Genomic DNA, 14,694 nt, shown 5'->3' on the forward strand with positions numbered 1-14,694 from the left:
CGCCGTTAGCCGAGCATCGGCGGCATGGCGGGCGGCCACGGGTTGTCGGGATTGCTCGCCAGTGTTCTGCGCGCGAGCGGCGCCCCTTCCGTATGCTCCGGCCCGTTCGCCAGTACGCTTTCCAGCGAACGCACCGCGTCGAGATGGCCGCCGAGGTCGCGATATGCGTCATACGTCATGGTGAATTCGATCGGCGCGACGATTGCGGGCGTCGGCACAGTGCCAAACGATCGATCGGGCATGCGCGAAACATCCACCATCACCGTGATGCCGCCACCCGGCCATACATAGGCGGGCGCCCCGCCACATGTTACGTTGACCAGTTTCTGTTTGATGGCGCGTGTAAGCAGGACCGGATTCTCCGTTGCTCCCGCTCGCAAGCTGCCGCCCGCGCCGCCAAGAAATAGCACCGTCGCAAGCGACGGCTCGCAGTTCTCGCCGATCCGTTCGACCGTGCGGCGCACGGCATCCGGCATGGCTGCGATACGCGGCACGAGGTCCTGATCGAGTTCATACCACTGCGCGTGTTCGCCGGTGGTCGACACCATCAGCAAGCGCATGCCCGGCTTCGCCACGGCGGGATCGAAACCTTCGACAATCGCGAGCGGGTCCTGAATGTCGGTGCCGCCCCACCCGGTGCCGGGATTCGCGACCTGGAAATAGCGGCCCGGAGTCGATTTGCGCCCGCGAATCTTCAGACCTGAGCGCGTCATGCCGAGACAGCGGCCGGCCTGGTGTTCAGTCAGCACGCCGGTGATGTGATCGTCGACCACCACCACTTCGTCGGCGTGACCGAACCATTGCTTCGCAAAGATGCCGATGGTGGCCGACCCGCAGCCCACCCGCATACGTTGCTCTTCGACGCCGTCGACAATCGGCGCCGCGCCCGCGCGAATCACCAGACTTGCACCGCCGTCGATGCTCAGCTCCACCGCTTCCTTGTTGCCGAGCGCGAGCATCATGTCGCACGTCACGCGGCCTTCTTTCTTGCTGCCGCCCGTCAGATGATGAACACCGCCGAGGCTCAGCATCTGCGAGCCATACTCCGCCGTGGTCACATGCCCAACGATCTCGCCATGGCAACGCACGTTCGATTGCTCCGGCCCGAGAAAGCGGTCGGTGTCGATCTTCACCTTGAAACTGCAATAGCTGAAAATGCCCTCGGTGACGACGGTAATCATGTCGACATCGTCGAGCTTCGAGGAAACAATGAAAGGCGCAGGCTTGTAGTCGGGATACGTGGACGATGCGCCAATGCCCGTAACGAACAGCGCCTGGTCCGCAACAGGATCGTGTGCTTCAGAAGATGCACCAAATTCGACCGTGGCCTCCGCACTGCTCGTGCTTGCTTCGGGTAAAGCGGCGCGCGACAGAAACACCACGGGGTCGACACGAATCAGCCGCCCATCCGCATTCGCATAACGATCGCACGCGCCGGTGCGGCCTTCCGATATCTGGCACAACACCGGACACGCGTTGCATTCGATCTTGTTCGACGCCATCCGCTCGCTGCGCGGCACCGCTTTCTCGAGCACGGTCGGACCTGGCGTCGAGGCGGTTTCGCCGTCGACGCCGTCCACACCGAAATCGACCTTCGTATGTTCTGTCATGGTGGGGTTCCCATACGACGACATTACAATCGGTCCTGTCCGGCTGACGAATAGCCCCTGTTTAAAGGGTCTTTCGCGTGATCCGCATTTTTCCATGTTGCGGCCACTCACCGTTCGTGTAGTATGCGCTACACCAAACTTGCTTGAAATCTACTCGATCAAAATAGACTGCGCAACGAGTTTCCCGGCGGACATCCGAATGCTGCGGCGCGGCATCGCGGCACGAATCCCGATTCAATCTACGCCGAAAGCACGTGATCGTGCAGAGCATTTCGCCGCGCGCAATATGGGCTGTATGATGAAGGCGCGCCATGCTCGAGCGCACCTAAGCGTGCCTCGGCGGCTACGGCGCATGCCGTTCAATCATCCTACGCTAACAAAGAGATCCGAGACCGTCATGAGTCCCACCGCCGCCCGCAAGCCGGGCGCTATCGGCATCCGAGCGAAGCAGGCGCAAGATACGCGCGCCAAGATTCTCAAAGCGGCAATCAAGGTCTTCGCAAAGCAAGGCTATGCAAGCGGCCGAGTCGAAAGTATTTCGAAGGCCGCGCGTTCGCACGACCGGATGATCTATTACTACTTCGGCAGCAAGGAACAGTTGTTTGTCGAAGTCCTGGAGACGATCTACACGCAGTTCAACGAGGCCGAAAGCAGGCTCGATCTCGATCTGGACGATCCGCTGCATGGCCTCGAGCAGATGGTCGAATTCGTCTGGCAGTACTACCTCGATCATCCCGAGTTCGTCACGCTGCTGTCGAGCGAGAATCTGCACCAGGGCAAGCACGCGAATAAATCGTCAAAGCTGAAGGAGATTTCCGGCTATGCGATTTCGGTCGTGCAGAAGTTATTGGATGCGGGCAAGGCGCAAAACGTCTTTCGTACCGACGTCAAAGCGCGTGACGTGTACTTGATGATCGCGTCGCTCGGTTATTTCTATAACGCCAATCAGTACACACTGGGTGCGTTTCTCGGTGAATCGCTGATGGAAAAAGACGCACTCGCGCATTGGTGCGAGGTCATCAAGGATACGGTGTTGCGCGCGGTGCGCTCGCAGTTGCCGGCTGAAACTGCCGTGATGAACGAGAGCAGGATTGCCTGAAGCGGGGTTCGTCTGACGTACGCTTCAGGCTCCGCATCACGTTTTGCGCCGCATCATCGCGGCGAGAGGCAGAAGACGGGAGGCAAGGGGCAGGACCCGCGAGACAGCGCGACGGCGCAGCACGCGGCGAGTGCCGGCGCGGCCACACGCCGCGCCAGTATTGCAGCGTCGTTACGGCTTTGCCGCGGCAGCGTCGTCTTCGCGAAACAGTTTATCGGCCAGATGAAACGCCGAATTGGCTGCCGGCACGCCGCAATAGATCGCGGTTTGCAGCAGCACTTCCTTGATCTGCTCGCGCGTCACGCCGTTGTTTTTCGCAGCGCGCAAATGCAACGCGAGTTCTTCGCTGCGATTGAGCGCGACCATCATGGCGATGGTCAGCAGGCTGCGCGTGTGACGCGGCAAACCTTCGCGCGTCCAGATTTCGCCCCACGCATAGCGGGTGATCAGATTCTGGAACTCGTCGGTCAACTCGGTGCGATTCGCGAGCGACCGGTCGACGTGCGCGCTGCCCAGCACCGCGCGGCGCACATCGAGTCCGGCTTCGTAACGGTCTTCATCGTTCATTTCTGCTCCGCCAGGAAGTCGAGCACGGTCTTCGTGAAGGCCTCGGCTTTCTCGATGTTGGAAATATGCGAGGCATCCAGTTCGACATAGCGCGCGCCCGGAATCGCTTGCGCCAGTTCGCGGCCTTGCGCCGGCGTTGCGGCCAGATCGTGCGTACCGCTGATCACCAGCGCAGGCACCTTGATGCCGGGGGCTTCAGGGCGCAGATCGGTGGCGTCGATGGCGTCGCAATTGGATGCGTAGCCCTCCTTGTCGGTATGCACGAACACGTCGCGGATCATGGCAAACACCACCGGTTCACGTTCGATAAAGTCGGCGGTGAACCAGCGCGGCAGAACCATGTCGGCCAGTGCGAGCATGCCTTCAGTGCGGGCTCGTGCGGCGCGCGGCACCCACACTTCCGGCGAACCGATGCGTGCTGCCGTATTGCACAGCACGACGCGTTCGAGACGATCCGCGTGACGCGCGGCCAACGCGACGCCGGTGAGGCCGCCCATCGACAGACCGCAGAAATTCGCGCGCGCGATCTTCAGCGTGTCCAGCAGACCGAGCACGTCGCCGGTCAGTTGTTCTATCGTGTACGGACCTTTCGGCGCTTCCGAGTGACCATGACCGCGCGTGTCGTAGCGCAGCACGCGGAAGTGTTTAGACAGCGCCGCGACTTGCGGCGTCCACATCGACAGATCACTGCCGAGCGAATTCGACAACACAATCCACGGCGCACTGCCGTGACGGTCACCGTCGATTCGATAATGAAGCTCGGTACCGTTGACTGCTGCGTAGGGCATGCCGGTTACTCCTTGGAAGTGACGCGTTTGGCGCGCGTGTGATGAAGTGCCAGCGCGGCGTCCACATAAGCGTGCGCCTGGCCGACGTATTGAGCGGGATCGAGCAGTTGCGTGAGGCGCTCGAGCGAAAGATGTTCGGTCACGGCGGGGTCCGCCGAGAGCACGTCGAAGAGCGTCTTGCGCTCGGCGATCGCCGCTTTCGATGCGCGCTCGACGAGATGATGCGCATCGAGCCGGCCGATGCTGTCGCCGAGGGCGAGCATTACCGCTTCGCCGAGAATCAATCCGTGCGTGACGTCGAGATTGGCGGCAAGGCGCGGCACATTCACGTTGAGCCCCACAGCAATCTGCTCGATGTTGGCGAGCGCGCCGCCTGCGAGGCGCGCGAGCTCCGGCAGCGCGTCCCACTCGGCTTGCCAGCCGCCAAGCGCGCGCTCGTGCTCCTGCACCATGCCGGCAAACACCGTGGCCACCAGGCCCGGCGCGCGTGTCGCCGCCGTCAGCACCGCCGCGCAGCCGACCGGGTTGCGCTTGTGCGGCATCGTCGACGAACCGCCCTTGCCTGCCGCGGCGGGCTCGGCCAGTTCGTCGATTTCGGTTTGCATCTGCAGGGAGATATCGCGCGCGATTTTGCCGAGCGTGCCGATCAGCATGCCGAACAGTGCCGCAGTTTCGGCGATGCGATCGCGCTGCGTGTGCCACGGCAAGGTGGGCACGGCGAGCTTGAGTTCTTGAGCCAGCGATTGCGTGACTTGTGGCGCCGCGTCGCGCAGGCTCGCCAGCGTGCCCGCCGCGCCGCCGAATTGCAGCACCAGCACACGCGCACGCAACGCATCGAGCCGCTCGCGATGACGCAGCAACGCGTCGAGCCATTGCGCGAATTTCAGGCCGAGCGTGATGGGCAGCGCCTGCTGCAACCAGGTGCGGCCGATCATTGGCGTCGTGCGATGAGTGGCCGCGAGTTTCGCCAGTGCATCGCACGTGGTTTGCAAGCCGCTGTCGAGCAGATCGAAGGTGTCGCGCAATTGCAGCACCGTCGCCGTATCGATGATGTCCTGGCTCGTCGCGCCCCAATGGACGTACTTCGACGCTTCCGCATCCGCCGCCTTGACGCGCGCGGTGAGTTGTTTGACGAGGGGAATCGCGAGGTTGCCGCCGAGCGCCGCGTCGCGCGCAAGTGCGTCGGCGTCGAGTTGATCGGCCTGACAGGCGCCCTCGATCGCGGCCACGGCGCTGTGCGGAATCACGTTATACGCAGCCGAAGCGCGCGCAAGCGCTGCTTCGACATCGAGCATCCGTTGCAGCGTGGCACGCGGCGCCCAGACATCGTTCATCGGCTGCGTGCCGCAAAGAAGGCCAGTCAGACGGGCGCTGGAGTCGAGCATGATGGCGTCGATGAGAGGAAATCGAAAGTGAAGGTTTCGCCGGGGCTATCTGGATGCGCTGCGAGGCGCGCCCCCAGGCGCTGTCTATCGAGAGCGTACCGCACCCGGCGTCGCCGCGCATTGAGTACCGAATATCGCCGCGACGGCGGGGCAGGATGCGTCGTGCGCCGAACATCGCCGCGACAGCGGGCCGGACGTGTCGTATGTGCCGTATACGCTGGATGTGCCCTATATGCGGTATGCGCCGTGATGCCGGATGACGTGCAGGAAGCGGGCCTCATGCGCGTTCCGGACAATGCGGCGGGATGCTGGCGCGGCGTGCACGGTTTCGCTTGCCTCGCCAGCGTTTCGGCTTCTCTGCGAGGCAAACGCGAAGACGCCTGCCGCGTTCGCCTGGGCTCAGGCCGCGCGAGCCGCCTGAGTGCCGTCGATCAGCGGCACGCCGGTCAGTTTGTGCAGCGCATCGAAGTCGATGTCCGAGAAGATCTCGCGCACGACGAGGCCCTGGTCGGTGACGTCGATCATCGCCAGATCCGTATAGATGCGGTTGACGCAATTCACGCCCGTGACCGGGTACGTGCATTCCGCCGCGATCTTGCTTTCGCCCTGCTTGGTCAGGTGCTCCATCATCACGTAGACCTGCTTCGCGCCGATGGCGAGATCCATGGCGCCGCCGACTGCCGGAATCGCGTCGGGCGCGCCGGTGTGCCAGTTCGCCAGATCGCCTTTCGCCGACACCTGGAACGCGCCGAGCACGCAGAAATCCAGATGGCCGCCGCGCATCATCGCGAACGAATCTGCGTGATGGAAGTAGGCGCCGCCCGTGAGCAGCGTGACGTGCTGCTTGCCGGCGTTGATCAGTTCGTCGTCTTCCTCACCCTTTGCGGGCGCCGGGCCCATGCCGAGCAAGCCGTTTTCGCTATGCAGGAAGATTTCCTTGTCGGCAGCGAGGTGGTTGGCCACCAGCGTGGGCACGCCGATGCCGAGGTTCACGAAAGCGCCTTCAGGGATATCCTGGGCAACGCGCTTGGCCATTTCATCGCGGGTCAGTTTTTTCATGTCGGTCTCCTCAGGCGGCGGTCGCGGATGCAAGCTCGGCTTGGTGCACGGCTTGCGGCACTTCGATCACGCGTTGCACGAAGATGCCAGGCGTGACGATATTTTCCGGATCGAGCTCACCGAGCGGCACCACTTTCGACACCTGCACGATGGCCGTTTTCGCCGCGCTTGCCATGATCGGCCCGAAGTTGCGCGCGGTCTTGCGATAGACCAGATTGCCCCAACGGTCGCCCTTGAATGCCTTGATCAGCGCGAAGTCCGCATGCAGCGGCGACTCCAGCACGTAATGCCTGCCGTCGATCAGACGGGTTTCCTTGCCTTCCGCGAGCTTGGTGCCATAGCCAGTAGGCGTGAAGAACCCGCCGATGCCTGCGCCCGCGGCGCGAATGCGTTCCGCGAGGTTGCCTTGGGGCACCAGTTCGAGTTCGATTTCGCCGGCGCGATAGAGCGCGTCGAACACATACGAATCGCTTTGGCGCGGGAACGAGCAGATGATCTTGCGCACGCGTTTGGCTTTGAGCAGCGCCGCGAGGCCGATATCGCCGTTACCGGCATTGTTGTTGACGATGGTGAGTTCGCGCGCGCCTTGTTCGATGAGCGCGTCGATCAGCTCGGACGGCATGCCGGCCGTGCCGAAGCCGCCGATCATGACAGTCGCACCGTCGTGGACATCGGCGACCGCCGATTGAAGTGACTCGAAAATCTTGTTGATCATGTCGAATTTCCTTTTGCGGCGCTGCGTGCCGCTGGGCTTGTTGCCTTGGCAGGCATAGGCTTGTGCGGGACGGTCTCCGGGCCTGGGCTGGCGGCGGCTCGCCGGATGGAGATGCGGGCTGGCGCCGTTGGTTTGTTCGCGGTCGATTTGTTCTATATGTGAACACGGATTCGGTTAGCGAACCACTCAGCGATTATGGTTGCCCTCCGGGCGGGTTGTCAAGGCTGGAGATTCCCCTTAATCATAGGTTTTTTGCCTGCCCGGCGGGGGGTCGTTGCTGTACGAGTGCCTGGCTTTTGGCGGCTTTCCCTGAATTGTTTGCCTGCGCGGCGAAAAAACCACTATCCCAAATCAAAATAACTAAACTACCCTCTATCGAGATAGCAAATACCCAAACCCCAAGCGCCGCAGGCAACAACCAGCATGTCCGACACAACCCTGGATCTAAACCTGATCCCCTACCTGGTAGCGATGGAAGACACCCGCAACGTGAGCCGCGCAGCGGAACAACTCGGCGTCAGCCAACCCCGCGTCAGCACCGCGCTAGGCCGCCTGCGGGAATACTTCGACGATCCGCTCTTCGTGCGGACATCGAAAGGCATGGAGCCCACGCCGCGCGCGCTCGCCATCCTCCCCGCCGCCCGCGACGCGCTTCTGCGTATCGAGAAAGGCATGCTCGACGTGCAGGACTTCGATCCGGCCACGAGCACTCATACCTTCTCCATCGCCCTCTCCGACGTCGGCGAAATCGTCTTCCTGCCACGGCTCCTGCAACTCTTCGCCGAACGCGCGCCCAATGCGAATCTGCGCTCGGTGTCGCTCTCGCCCTCGCAGGTGGAACGCGGACTCGAATCGGGGGACGTCGACCTCGCCGTGGGTTATTTTCCCGATCTGTCGGGCAACAACTTCTTCCAGCAACGGCTCTTCACCCATCGGTTCATCTGCCTGATGCGCACGGGGCATCCCCTGTCGAAGGCGCCCCTCACGCTGCCCCAGTACGTGGCGTCGGGCCACGCAGTCGTGCGTGCCGAAGGACGCAGCCAGGAAATCCTCGAACATTACCTGGAAAAGAAACGTATCAAGCGCCGCGCCGTACTCGAAACGCCGCACTTCATGAGCCTGCCGTTCATCCTCGCGCGCACCGATCTGCTCGCGACAGTGCCGCACGCCATCGGCTTCGCGTACGTGTCGGAACATGCATCGATCACGCTGGTCGAGCCGCCGCTGCCATTGCCGCGCTTCGATCTGCGGCAGCACTGGCATCGCAAGTTTCATAACGATCCGCGGGCGAGCTGGCTGCGCAGTATCGTCGCCGAGCTCTTCAACGACGAGATGGACGAGTGGCCAAAGTGAGCTCGCACCCCGCCCGCGAAAGGGACATCGGCACGATGCGACGCAAAACATGGAACAATGGCCGCACTCATTGAACCCGCGCGCTCCGTCCAGCGTCGACGCGCGATCCCAGAGGAGCGACGGATGGCCAGCAGCAAACCCAAGAAAATCAAACCCGCGGCCGCGGTAGGCCGCCCCAGCCGCGAGGAAGCCGAAGCAGCCGTACGCGTGCTGCTGCGTTGGGCCGGCGACGATCCCGAGCGCGAAGGCCTGATCGATACGCCAGCGCGCGTGGTGCGCTCCTATGAGGAGTTCTACGCGGGTTATCAGGTCGATCCGCGCGAGATCCTCGCCCGCACCTTCTCCGAGGTGGACGGCTACGACGAAATGATCGTGCTGAAAGATATCCGCTTCGAAAGCTATTGCGAACACCACATGGTGCCGATCATCGGGCGGGCGCACGTCGCGTATCTCCCTGGGCATCGGGTGGTCGGCATTTCGAAGCTGGCGCGACTCGTCGATGCATTCGCCAAGCGTCTGCAGATCCAGGAAAAGATGACCGTGCAAATCGCCGATACGTTGAACGACGTGCTGCAACCAGAGGGCGTCGGCGTGATTCTCGAAGCGGCGCATCAATGCATGTCCACACGGGGCGTGCACAAGGCCGGTGTCACGATGGTCACCTCGCGCATGCTGGGCACGTTCCGTACCGATCCGTCGACGCGCCGCGAGTTTTTGTCGATCGTGGGCAATCCTGGTGTAGTGGCGGTCGCCAATACCTGAATCGCGATCCGGTCGCGCCGCGCTGACCGGTTCCCGCAACACGGCAGCGGCCAACGCGAAGTCCGCCTGCAATCGACTTGCTGACGACAACCGTGCTGCCGACCCCGTCATCGCCAGCGCGCAAAACAGGAGTTCTGCAATTGGTAGAGTTTCCGTCGTCGGCGGTTTCAACCTGGGGCGGCGCGTTCGTCTTCGTCAACGTCCTGTTGACGCGCCTCGGCGTGCCGATTCCTGCGGTCCCCGTGCTGCTCTTCGCGGGCTCCGCGATTGCCGCCGGCACCCTGTCTTTCTGGCCGATCCTGTTCGCCGCCGTACTCGGCGCGCTCATCGGCGACGGCACATGGTTCGCCGCCGGCCGCATCTACGGACGCAAATTGATCGCCGCCTTGAGCCGGATCTCCCCGGCGGTCGATTCCAGGGTCGACATGGCTCGCTCGCTATTCGAGCGCTTCGGCGTGCCGCTCGTGTCGATCTCGAAGTTCGTCCCTGGACTCGGACTCATCACGCCGCCGCTCATGGGCACGACCGCCGTGGATAGCCGCATCTACGCGGTGTGGGACCTTGCCGGCGCGCTGGCGTGGGCCACCTTCTGGCTACTCGGCGGCGCCGCGGCGGAACGGCAATTGCATATGCTGCTCGCCTTCGTCAGAGCGCGCGGCGGCACGGTGATCGACATCCTGCTGGCCGCCGCGTTGACCTATCTGCTGTACCGCCTGCTGCAGCGACGCCGCGAACGGCGCCGTTGCGCCGACGCCGCCGGCGCGAGCGCGTCGCAAGCGACGCCCGGCGGATGGCGCCACATCACGCCCCCCAAGGTCCTGGATGCCCGCCCACCCGCATCGGCCAGTGAAGCGCTGTGCCCTTTTCCCGGCGTGCTGACGCTCGACCCGCACTCGCCTGAACAGGTCGACAGTGCGCTGCTCGCCTACGACATGGTGATTTACTGCATTTGCCCGGACAGCGCGACCGCCGTGGAGATCACGCAACGGATGCGCCAGAACGGCTACACGCGAATTCGCGCGCTGAGGGGCGGCCTCGACGCCTGGCAAAAGCGCGGGTTTGCGGTCGAACCTCTCTCGCCGACGGACGAATCGACCACCGCCAAACGCACGCCGGAGACTTACGGCGAAGCAAGCGGCGCGGTGACGCTGCGCGGGTTCGCCCCTCGGCGCAGAAAAAGCGCCTGGGCAAGTCCCTGAGTAACCACTCGGCCTGGTGCCGGTTGGCAGCGGCCAGCAGATCAAGCGCATTCGCACCTTCCGCCGTATCACAGTTTGCGCAGCAGTCCCGCTGCCGCACGCATCCGCCGTTTGCGCTCCTTCCTGAGCCAATCAAGCGCTGCACCGGTGTCGCCGGATCCGGCTAGCAAGCCCAGGTTGTCGCGCAGCAGCATCTCGCTCGCGACAATATCGTTCAGCGTACCGAAACGCTTCTGAATCTGCTTTAACCGCTTCAGGACACGTTTGTGGCTACCGCTCAGCACCGGCTCGAAAAACTCGAGCAGATAGCGCACTTTTTTTCCCGCCTTTCTGACTTCATGAAACGCGGTGTAGTCGGAGCGCTTTGCGTGAGACGCGCGTTTTATGCGCTTTTTCAGCGAACGTTCAGAAGCGGCCACGCGCCGATCGACGAACGCTTGCAGCGGCACGCGCTCATGGGCCGTGTTCAATTCCTTACTGGCACTGGTCAGGGCGTCTTGCAGCAGATGTTTGACGTCCGCGTTCGAAAGCGTTTCACGGCTCGTCGCCAACGCGCCGCCGCGCGCCTCCTCAAGCATCGGTGTCATCTCGCGCGCCACGCGCTCGTGCTGGGCAATCAGTTCGATCAGAATGTCCCAATCGCGCGTCTTGCCGGCTGCCGTCGCCAGATACTTGAACAGCGCCCGTTGGCGCGTGTTCTCACCTTTGTCCAGCAAGGGTTCGAACGCCCACCACAATGAGCGCAACCGCCGCAGCGACACCCGCAGTTTGTGCAGCGTTTCGGGCGACGCGTCTTCGCGCACCGCATTGGCGTGTTCGATGGCCTCGTCGACAAGGGGCGACGCGTACGACACGAAGGCCGTCTCCGCCGAGGACTCAGCGCCGGACGGCTTGCTATCCGAAGCCCGTTTGTCGATTTTCCGGCTTGCTCCCTTCATCGGACGTCCTTCAAAAGTCCCTTTCATGTCAGCCCAGCAAAAAAGGGGCCCGGTGGATATCCGCCGGCGCGTCACCTAAACTGCACGAGGATGGCCGCAAGAAAATCCGCGTTGCATGAGTCGCAATCCGCCGCAAGTCGTGGAGGCCCTTGGGTCGCGCGAGTCTGTATGCGACCTTGGCGGCAGTTGAACTGGAAAATCCGTTCCACCGCACAGAGTGCACTTCTCGTGCATAGTTATTTTCGGACCACTTATCATTATTGCGCGCCGCGCAGGCGGCGGTCTATCCGTAGCGCCAACCTCCACGCACTTTCCGCGAACATCCGTTCCGCATAGCCGTCACGCAACTGTCATCATTACGACACACAGGCACCGCAGGATCGGCAGTTCCGCGACAAACTTTTTTGGGGCTCACGCCATGCCGGAACTTTCGTACCCACAACCGGGCGCTGCAAGTGGAAAGGGACGCAATATTGGCCTGATCATCTTCCTCGTTGTGATTGCGATCGGCGCTGCTTATTGCGCCATGCATCTGGCGGACGATCTGCAACCGGTTCGCGAAGCCTCGTTTTTGCCCTACCTGCTGCTCGGCATTGCGCTCGTGATCGCGCTCGGCTTCGAATTCGTCAACGGCTTTCATGACACGGCCAACGCTGTCGCCACGGTGATCTACACGCATTCGCTTGCGCCGAACATTGCGGTGGTCTGGTCAGGGGGATGGAATTTCCTCGGTGTGCTTACTTCAACGGGCGCGGTCGCGTTCGGCATTCTGCAACTCCTGCCCGTCGAATTGATTCTGCAAGTGGGCAGCAGCGCGGGCTTTGCGATGGTCTTCGCACTGTTGATCGCGGCGATCATCTGGAATCTGGGCACCTGGTATTTCGGACTGCCGTCCTCGAGCTCGCATACGCTGATCGGTTCGATCATCGGCGTCGGCCTGATGAATCAACTGATGCACGGCGCGAACGGCACGAGCGGCGTGGACTGGAATCAGGCGCTCGGCGTGGGCAAGTCGTTACTGTTGTCGCCACTGGTCGGCTTTCTTGCTTCCGCCTTGCTGCTGTTGATCCTCAAGGCCGTGGTACGCGTTCCCGCGTTGTATGCGGAGCCGAAGGGGAAGGAGCCGCCGCCGTTCTGGATTCGCGCCCTGCTGATTCTGACCTGTACGGGCGTTTCGTTCGCGCACGGTTCGAACGACGGGCAGAAAGGCATGGGTCTCATCATGCTGATCCTGATCGGCACGGTGCCGACGGCCTACGCGCTGAACAAGGCGGTCACGCCGGCGGAAACGCAGACCTACCTCGCGGTCGCGCAACAGGCCTCGGCCACGTTCGCCAAGTACGCCCAGGGCGCGGCGCCGTCCACCGATCCGCGCGCCGATGTCGAAGCGTACGTGCGCACGCGCCAGTTGACGCCCGCCACATTGCCGGCCTTGCAGCAACTGACCGATATGATCGGCAGGCAGGTCACCGAGTCCGGATCGATAGCAACTGTGCCGCAAAGCATCGTCGATAACGTGCGCAACAACATGTATGTTGCGTCCGAAGCTATTCGCCTGATGGAGAAGACCAAACAGCCGGCCTTCGCACCGGCAGACGCCAAGGCCATCGACAACTTCAAGGTGCAAACCGATCACGCCACCAAGTTCATCCCGACGTGGGTCAAGGTCGCCGTGGCCATCGCCTTGGGTCTCGGCACGATGGTCGGCTGGAAGCGCATCGTCGTCACAGTCGGCGAGAAGATCGGCAAGCAGCATCTGACCTATGGACAGGGTGCGTCGGCTGAAGTGGTGGCGATGTTGACGATCGGCGCGGCCGACATGTACGGCTTGCCGGTCTCGACAACGCACGTGCTGTCGTCCGGCGTGGCCGGCACCATGGCGGCTAACGGCTCCGGCTTGCAATGGGGCACCGTGCGCAGCCTGATCCTCGCGTGGGTGCTGACGCTGCCGGTTTCAATCGCGCTGGCAGGGGGCTTGTACTGGTTCTTCAGGCTGGTGTTCTGAAACGGCTGAAACCGCGGGTGCCGCTCGCAAGTCCGGCCACAGCGAAGACAAGAAAAGCGCGGTATCTGCCGCGCTTTTTTTCATTCCACCGAGCCGAAGCCCGAGACTCAATCAATACACTTCCGGCACGATCATCGACGGCGGCACCGGCTGGCGGCTGTATTCGTCGTGATAGACCCGTGCCGGCAATTCGACACGCGGGTGCTCGATCTCGTGATACGGCACCTGGCTCAGCAGATGGTGAATGCAGTTCAGGCGCGCGCGTTTCTTGTCGACCGCCTGCACGACCCACCAGGGCGCTTCGGGAATGTGCGAGCGCTGCAGCATGACTTCTTTCGCCTGCGTATAGGCTTCCCAGCGGCGCCGGCTTTCCAGGTCCATCGGGCTCAGCTTCCACTGCTTCAGCGGATCGTGGATGCGGTTCTGAAAGCGGATCTCCTGTTCTTCGTCCGTGATCGAAAACCAGTATTTGAGAATCTGCACGCCGCTTCGCACCAGCATCTTTTCGAATTCCGGAACCGAGCGGAAAAATTCTTCGTATTCGTCGTCGCTGCAAAAATTCATCACACGTTCGACACCCGCGCGGTTGTACCAGCTGCGGTCGAACAGCACCATCTCGCCGCCGGCCGGCAGATGCGACGCGTAACGCTGGAAATACCATTGCGTGCGTTCGCGGTTGTTCGGCGCCGGCAACGCCGCCACGCGGCACACGCGCGGATTGAGCCGCTGCGTGATGCGTTTGATCGCGCCGCCCTTGCCGGCCGCATCGCGCCCTTCGAAAATCACCACCAGGCGATGGCCGGTCTGCACGATCCAGTCCTGCAGTTTGACGAGCTCGCCCTGCAACCGGAACAGCTCGCGGAAGTACACTTTGCGCGCCTCGCGAAGCTCGGGCGTGAAGCCTCCCGCACCGTCGATGATGCGGTCGTCGACCTCCATTTCGAGCTCCTCGTCGTACGCATCGATAAGGTCTTCCTCGAAACGGCGTTGCCGCTCTGCCATGACTTCGGCCTCGGGTCTCGGATCCAGCTCTTTCATTGCGACTCTCCTGGCAACGGAAATGGTTAGGCGCGCGGCGCATGCGCGTCGCGAACGCGCTCGATTATCGAAGCGCGAAGTGTCAGCCGTGTTACCAGCGCGGCAGCCGCGCGTTGGGGCGCGGCGCGTTCTCCAGCGGCTTACGCGCTTTTTGGATACTCATCATAGCGAGTTTT

The 14,694-nt window shown here is 62.6% G+C and carries 13 protein-coding genes; 5 read left to right on the forward strand and 8 right to left on the reverse strand.

The annotated features are described in order from the left end of the window. Positions 1 to 5: 5 nt before the first annotated feature. Positions 6 to 1,610 carry a hypothetical protein gene (locus AYM40_RS31865; RefSeq protein ID WP_063499970.1) on the reverse strand — a complete coding sequence of 535 codons (1,605 nt, stop codon included), beginning with the start codon at positions 1,608 to 1,610 and terminating at the stop codon, positions 6 to 8. Positions 1,611 to 2,007: 397 nt separating this feature from the next. On the opposite strand from AYM40_RS31865, the gene AYM40_RS31870 reads away from it, so the two are divergent. Next, entirely contained in the window at positions 2,008 to 2,709 is a 702-nt protein-coding gene (locus AYM40_RS31870) for a TetR/AcrR family transcriptional regulator (RefSeq protein WP_063499971.1), read from the forward strand. A gap of 171 nt (positions 2,710 to 2,880) precedes the next feature. Here AYM40_RS31870 and pcaC read toward each other — a convergent pair whose 3' ends face one another. The 5 genes from pcaC to AYM40_RS31895 all read right to left on the reverse strand — a co-directional run bounded on the left by pcaC (position 2,881) and on the right by AYM40_RS31895 (position 7,223). Continuing rightward, the gene (gene pcaC, locus AYM40_RS31875) at positions 2,881 to 3,276 is read right to left on the reverse strand and encodes a 4-carboxymuconolactone decarboxylase (RefSeq protein WP_063499972.1); all 396 of its coding nucleotides are present in this window, start codon (positions 3,274 to 3,276) and stop codon (positions 2,881 to 2,883) included. Further along, the gene (gene pcaD, locus AYM40_RS31880; protein ID WP_063499973.1) at positions 3,273 to 4,064 is read right to left on the reverse strand and encodes a 3-oxoadipate enol-lactonase; all 792 of its coding nucleotides are present in this window, start codon (positions 4,062 to 4,064) and stop codon (positions 3,273 to 3,275) included. The genes pcaC and pcaD overlap by 4 nt, the downstream gene beginning before the upstream one ends. Before the next feature lie 5 nt (positions 4,065 to 4,069). Further along, on the reverse strand, positions 4,070 to 5,449 hold the full coding sequence (locus AYM40_RS31885; RefSeq protein ID WP_063499974.1) for a 3-carboxy-cis,cis-muconate cycloisomerase: 1,380 nt from the start codon (positions 5,447 to 5,449) through the stop codon (positions 4,070 to 4,072). 399 nt (positions 5,450 to 5,848) lie between these two features. Continuing rightward, positions 5,849 to 6,508, reverse strand: coding sequence for a 3-oxoacid CoA-transferase subunit B (locus AYM40_RS31890; protein ID WP_063499975.1), 660 nt, complete (start codon positions 6,506 to 6,508; stop codon positions 5,849 to 5,851). A 10-nt stretch (positions 6,509 to 6,518) separates the two neighbouring features. Further along, positions 6,519 to 7,223 (reverse strand): 3-oxoacid CoA-transferase subunit A, encoded by a 705-nt coding sequence (locus AYM40_RS31895; protein ID WP_063499976.1) that lies wholly within the window; start codon positions 7,221 to 7,223, stop codon positions 6,519 to 6,521. 423 nt (positions 7,224 to 7,646) lie between these two features. Between AYM40_RS31895 and AYM40_RS31900 the strand changes: the two genes are divergently transcribed. From AYM40_RS31900 to AYM40_RS31910, 3 genes are all read left to right on the forward strand, one after another. Further along, complete coding sequence (locus AYM40_RS31900; RefSeq protein WP_063499977.1) at positions 7,647 to 8,576, forward strand: LysR family transcriptional regulator; 930 nt, start codon at positions 7,647 to 7,649, stop codon at positions 8,574 to 8,576. Positions 8,577 to 8,699: 123 nt separating this feature from the next. Next, positions 8,700 to 9,338, forward strand: coding sequence for a GTP cyclohydrolase I FolE (gene folE / locus AYM40_RS31905; protein WP_063499978.1), 639 nt, complete (start codon positions 8,700 to 8,702; stop codon positions 9,336 to 9,338). Between the two features lie 140 nt (positions 9,339 to 9,478). Beyond that, entirely contained in the window at positions 9,479 to 10,537 is a 1,059-nt protein-coding gene (locus AYM40_RS31910) for a VTT domain-containing protein (protein ID WP_063499979.1), read from the forward strand. 68 nt (positions 10,538 to 10,605) lie between these two features. On the opposite strand, the gene AYM40_RS31915 is transcribed toward AYM40_RS31910, so the two are convergent. After that, positions 10,606 to 11,475, reverse strand: a complete 870-nt coding sequence (locus AYM40_RS31915; protein ID WP_063499980.1) for a CHAD domain-containing protein — start codon at positions 11,473 to 11,475, stop codon at positions 10,606 to 10,608. 418 nt (positions 11,476 to 11,893) lie between these two features. Here AYM40_RS31915 and AYM40_RS31920 point away from each other — a divergent pair, with 418 nt between their 5' ends. Next, entirely contained in the window at positions 11,894 to 13,480 is a 1,587-nt protein-coding gene (locus AYM40_RS31920; RefSeq protein ID WP_063499981.1) for an inorganic phosphate transporter, read from the forward strand. Positions 13,481 to 13,591: 111 nt separating this feature from the next. Here AYM40_RS31920 and ppk2 read toward each other — a convergent pair whose 3' ends face one another. After that, positions 13,592 to 14,518 (reverse strand): polyphosphate kinase 2, encoded by a 927-nt coding sequence (gene ppk2, locus AYM40_RS31925; protein WP_063499982.1) that lies wholly within the window; start codon positions 14,516 to 14,518, stop codon positions 13,592 to 13,594. Positions 14,519 to 14,694 lie beyond the last annotated feature (176 nt).

The sequence above is a fragment of the Paraburkholderia phytofirmans OLGA172 genome, from assembly GCF_001634365.1.
In the GTDB taxonomy this organism is placed as follows: Bacteria; Pseudomonadota; Gammaproteobacteria; order Burkholderiales; family Burkholderiaceae; genus Paraburkholderia.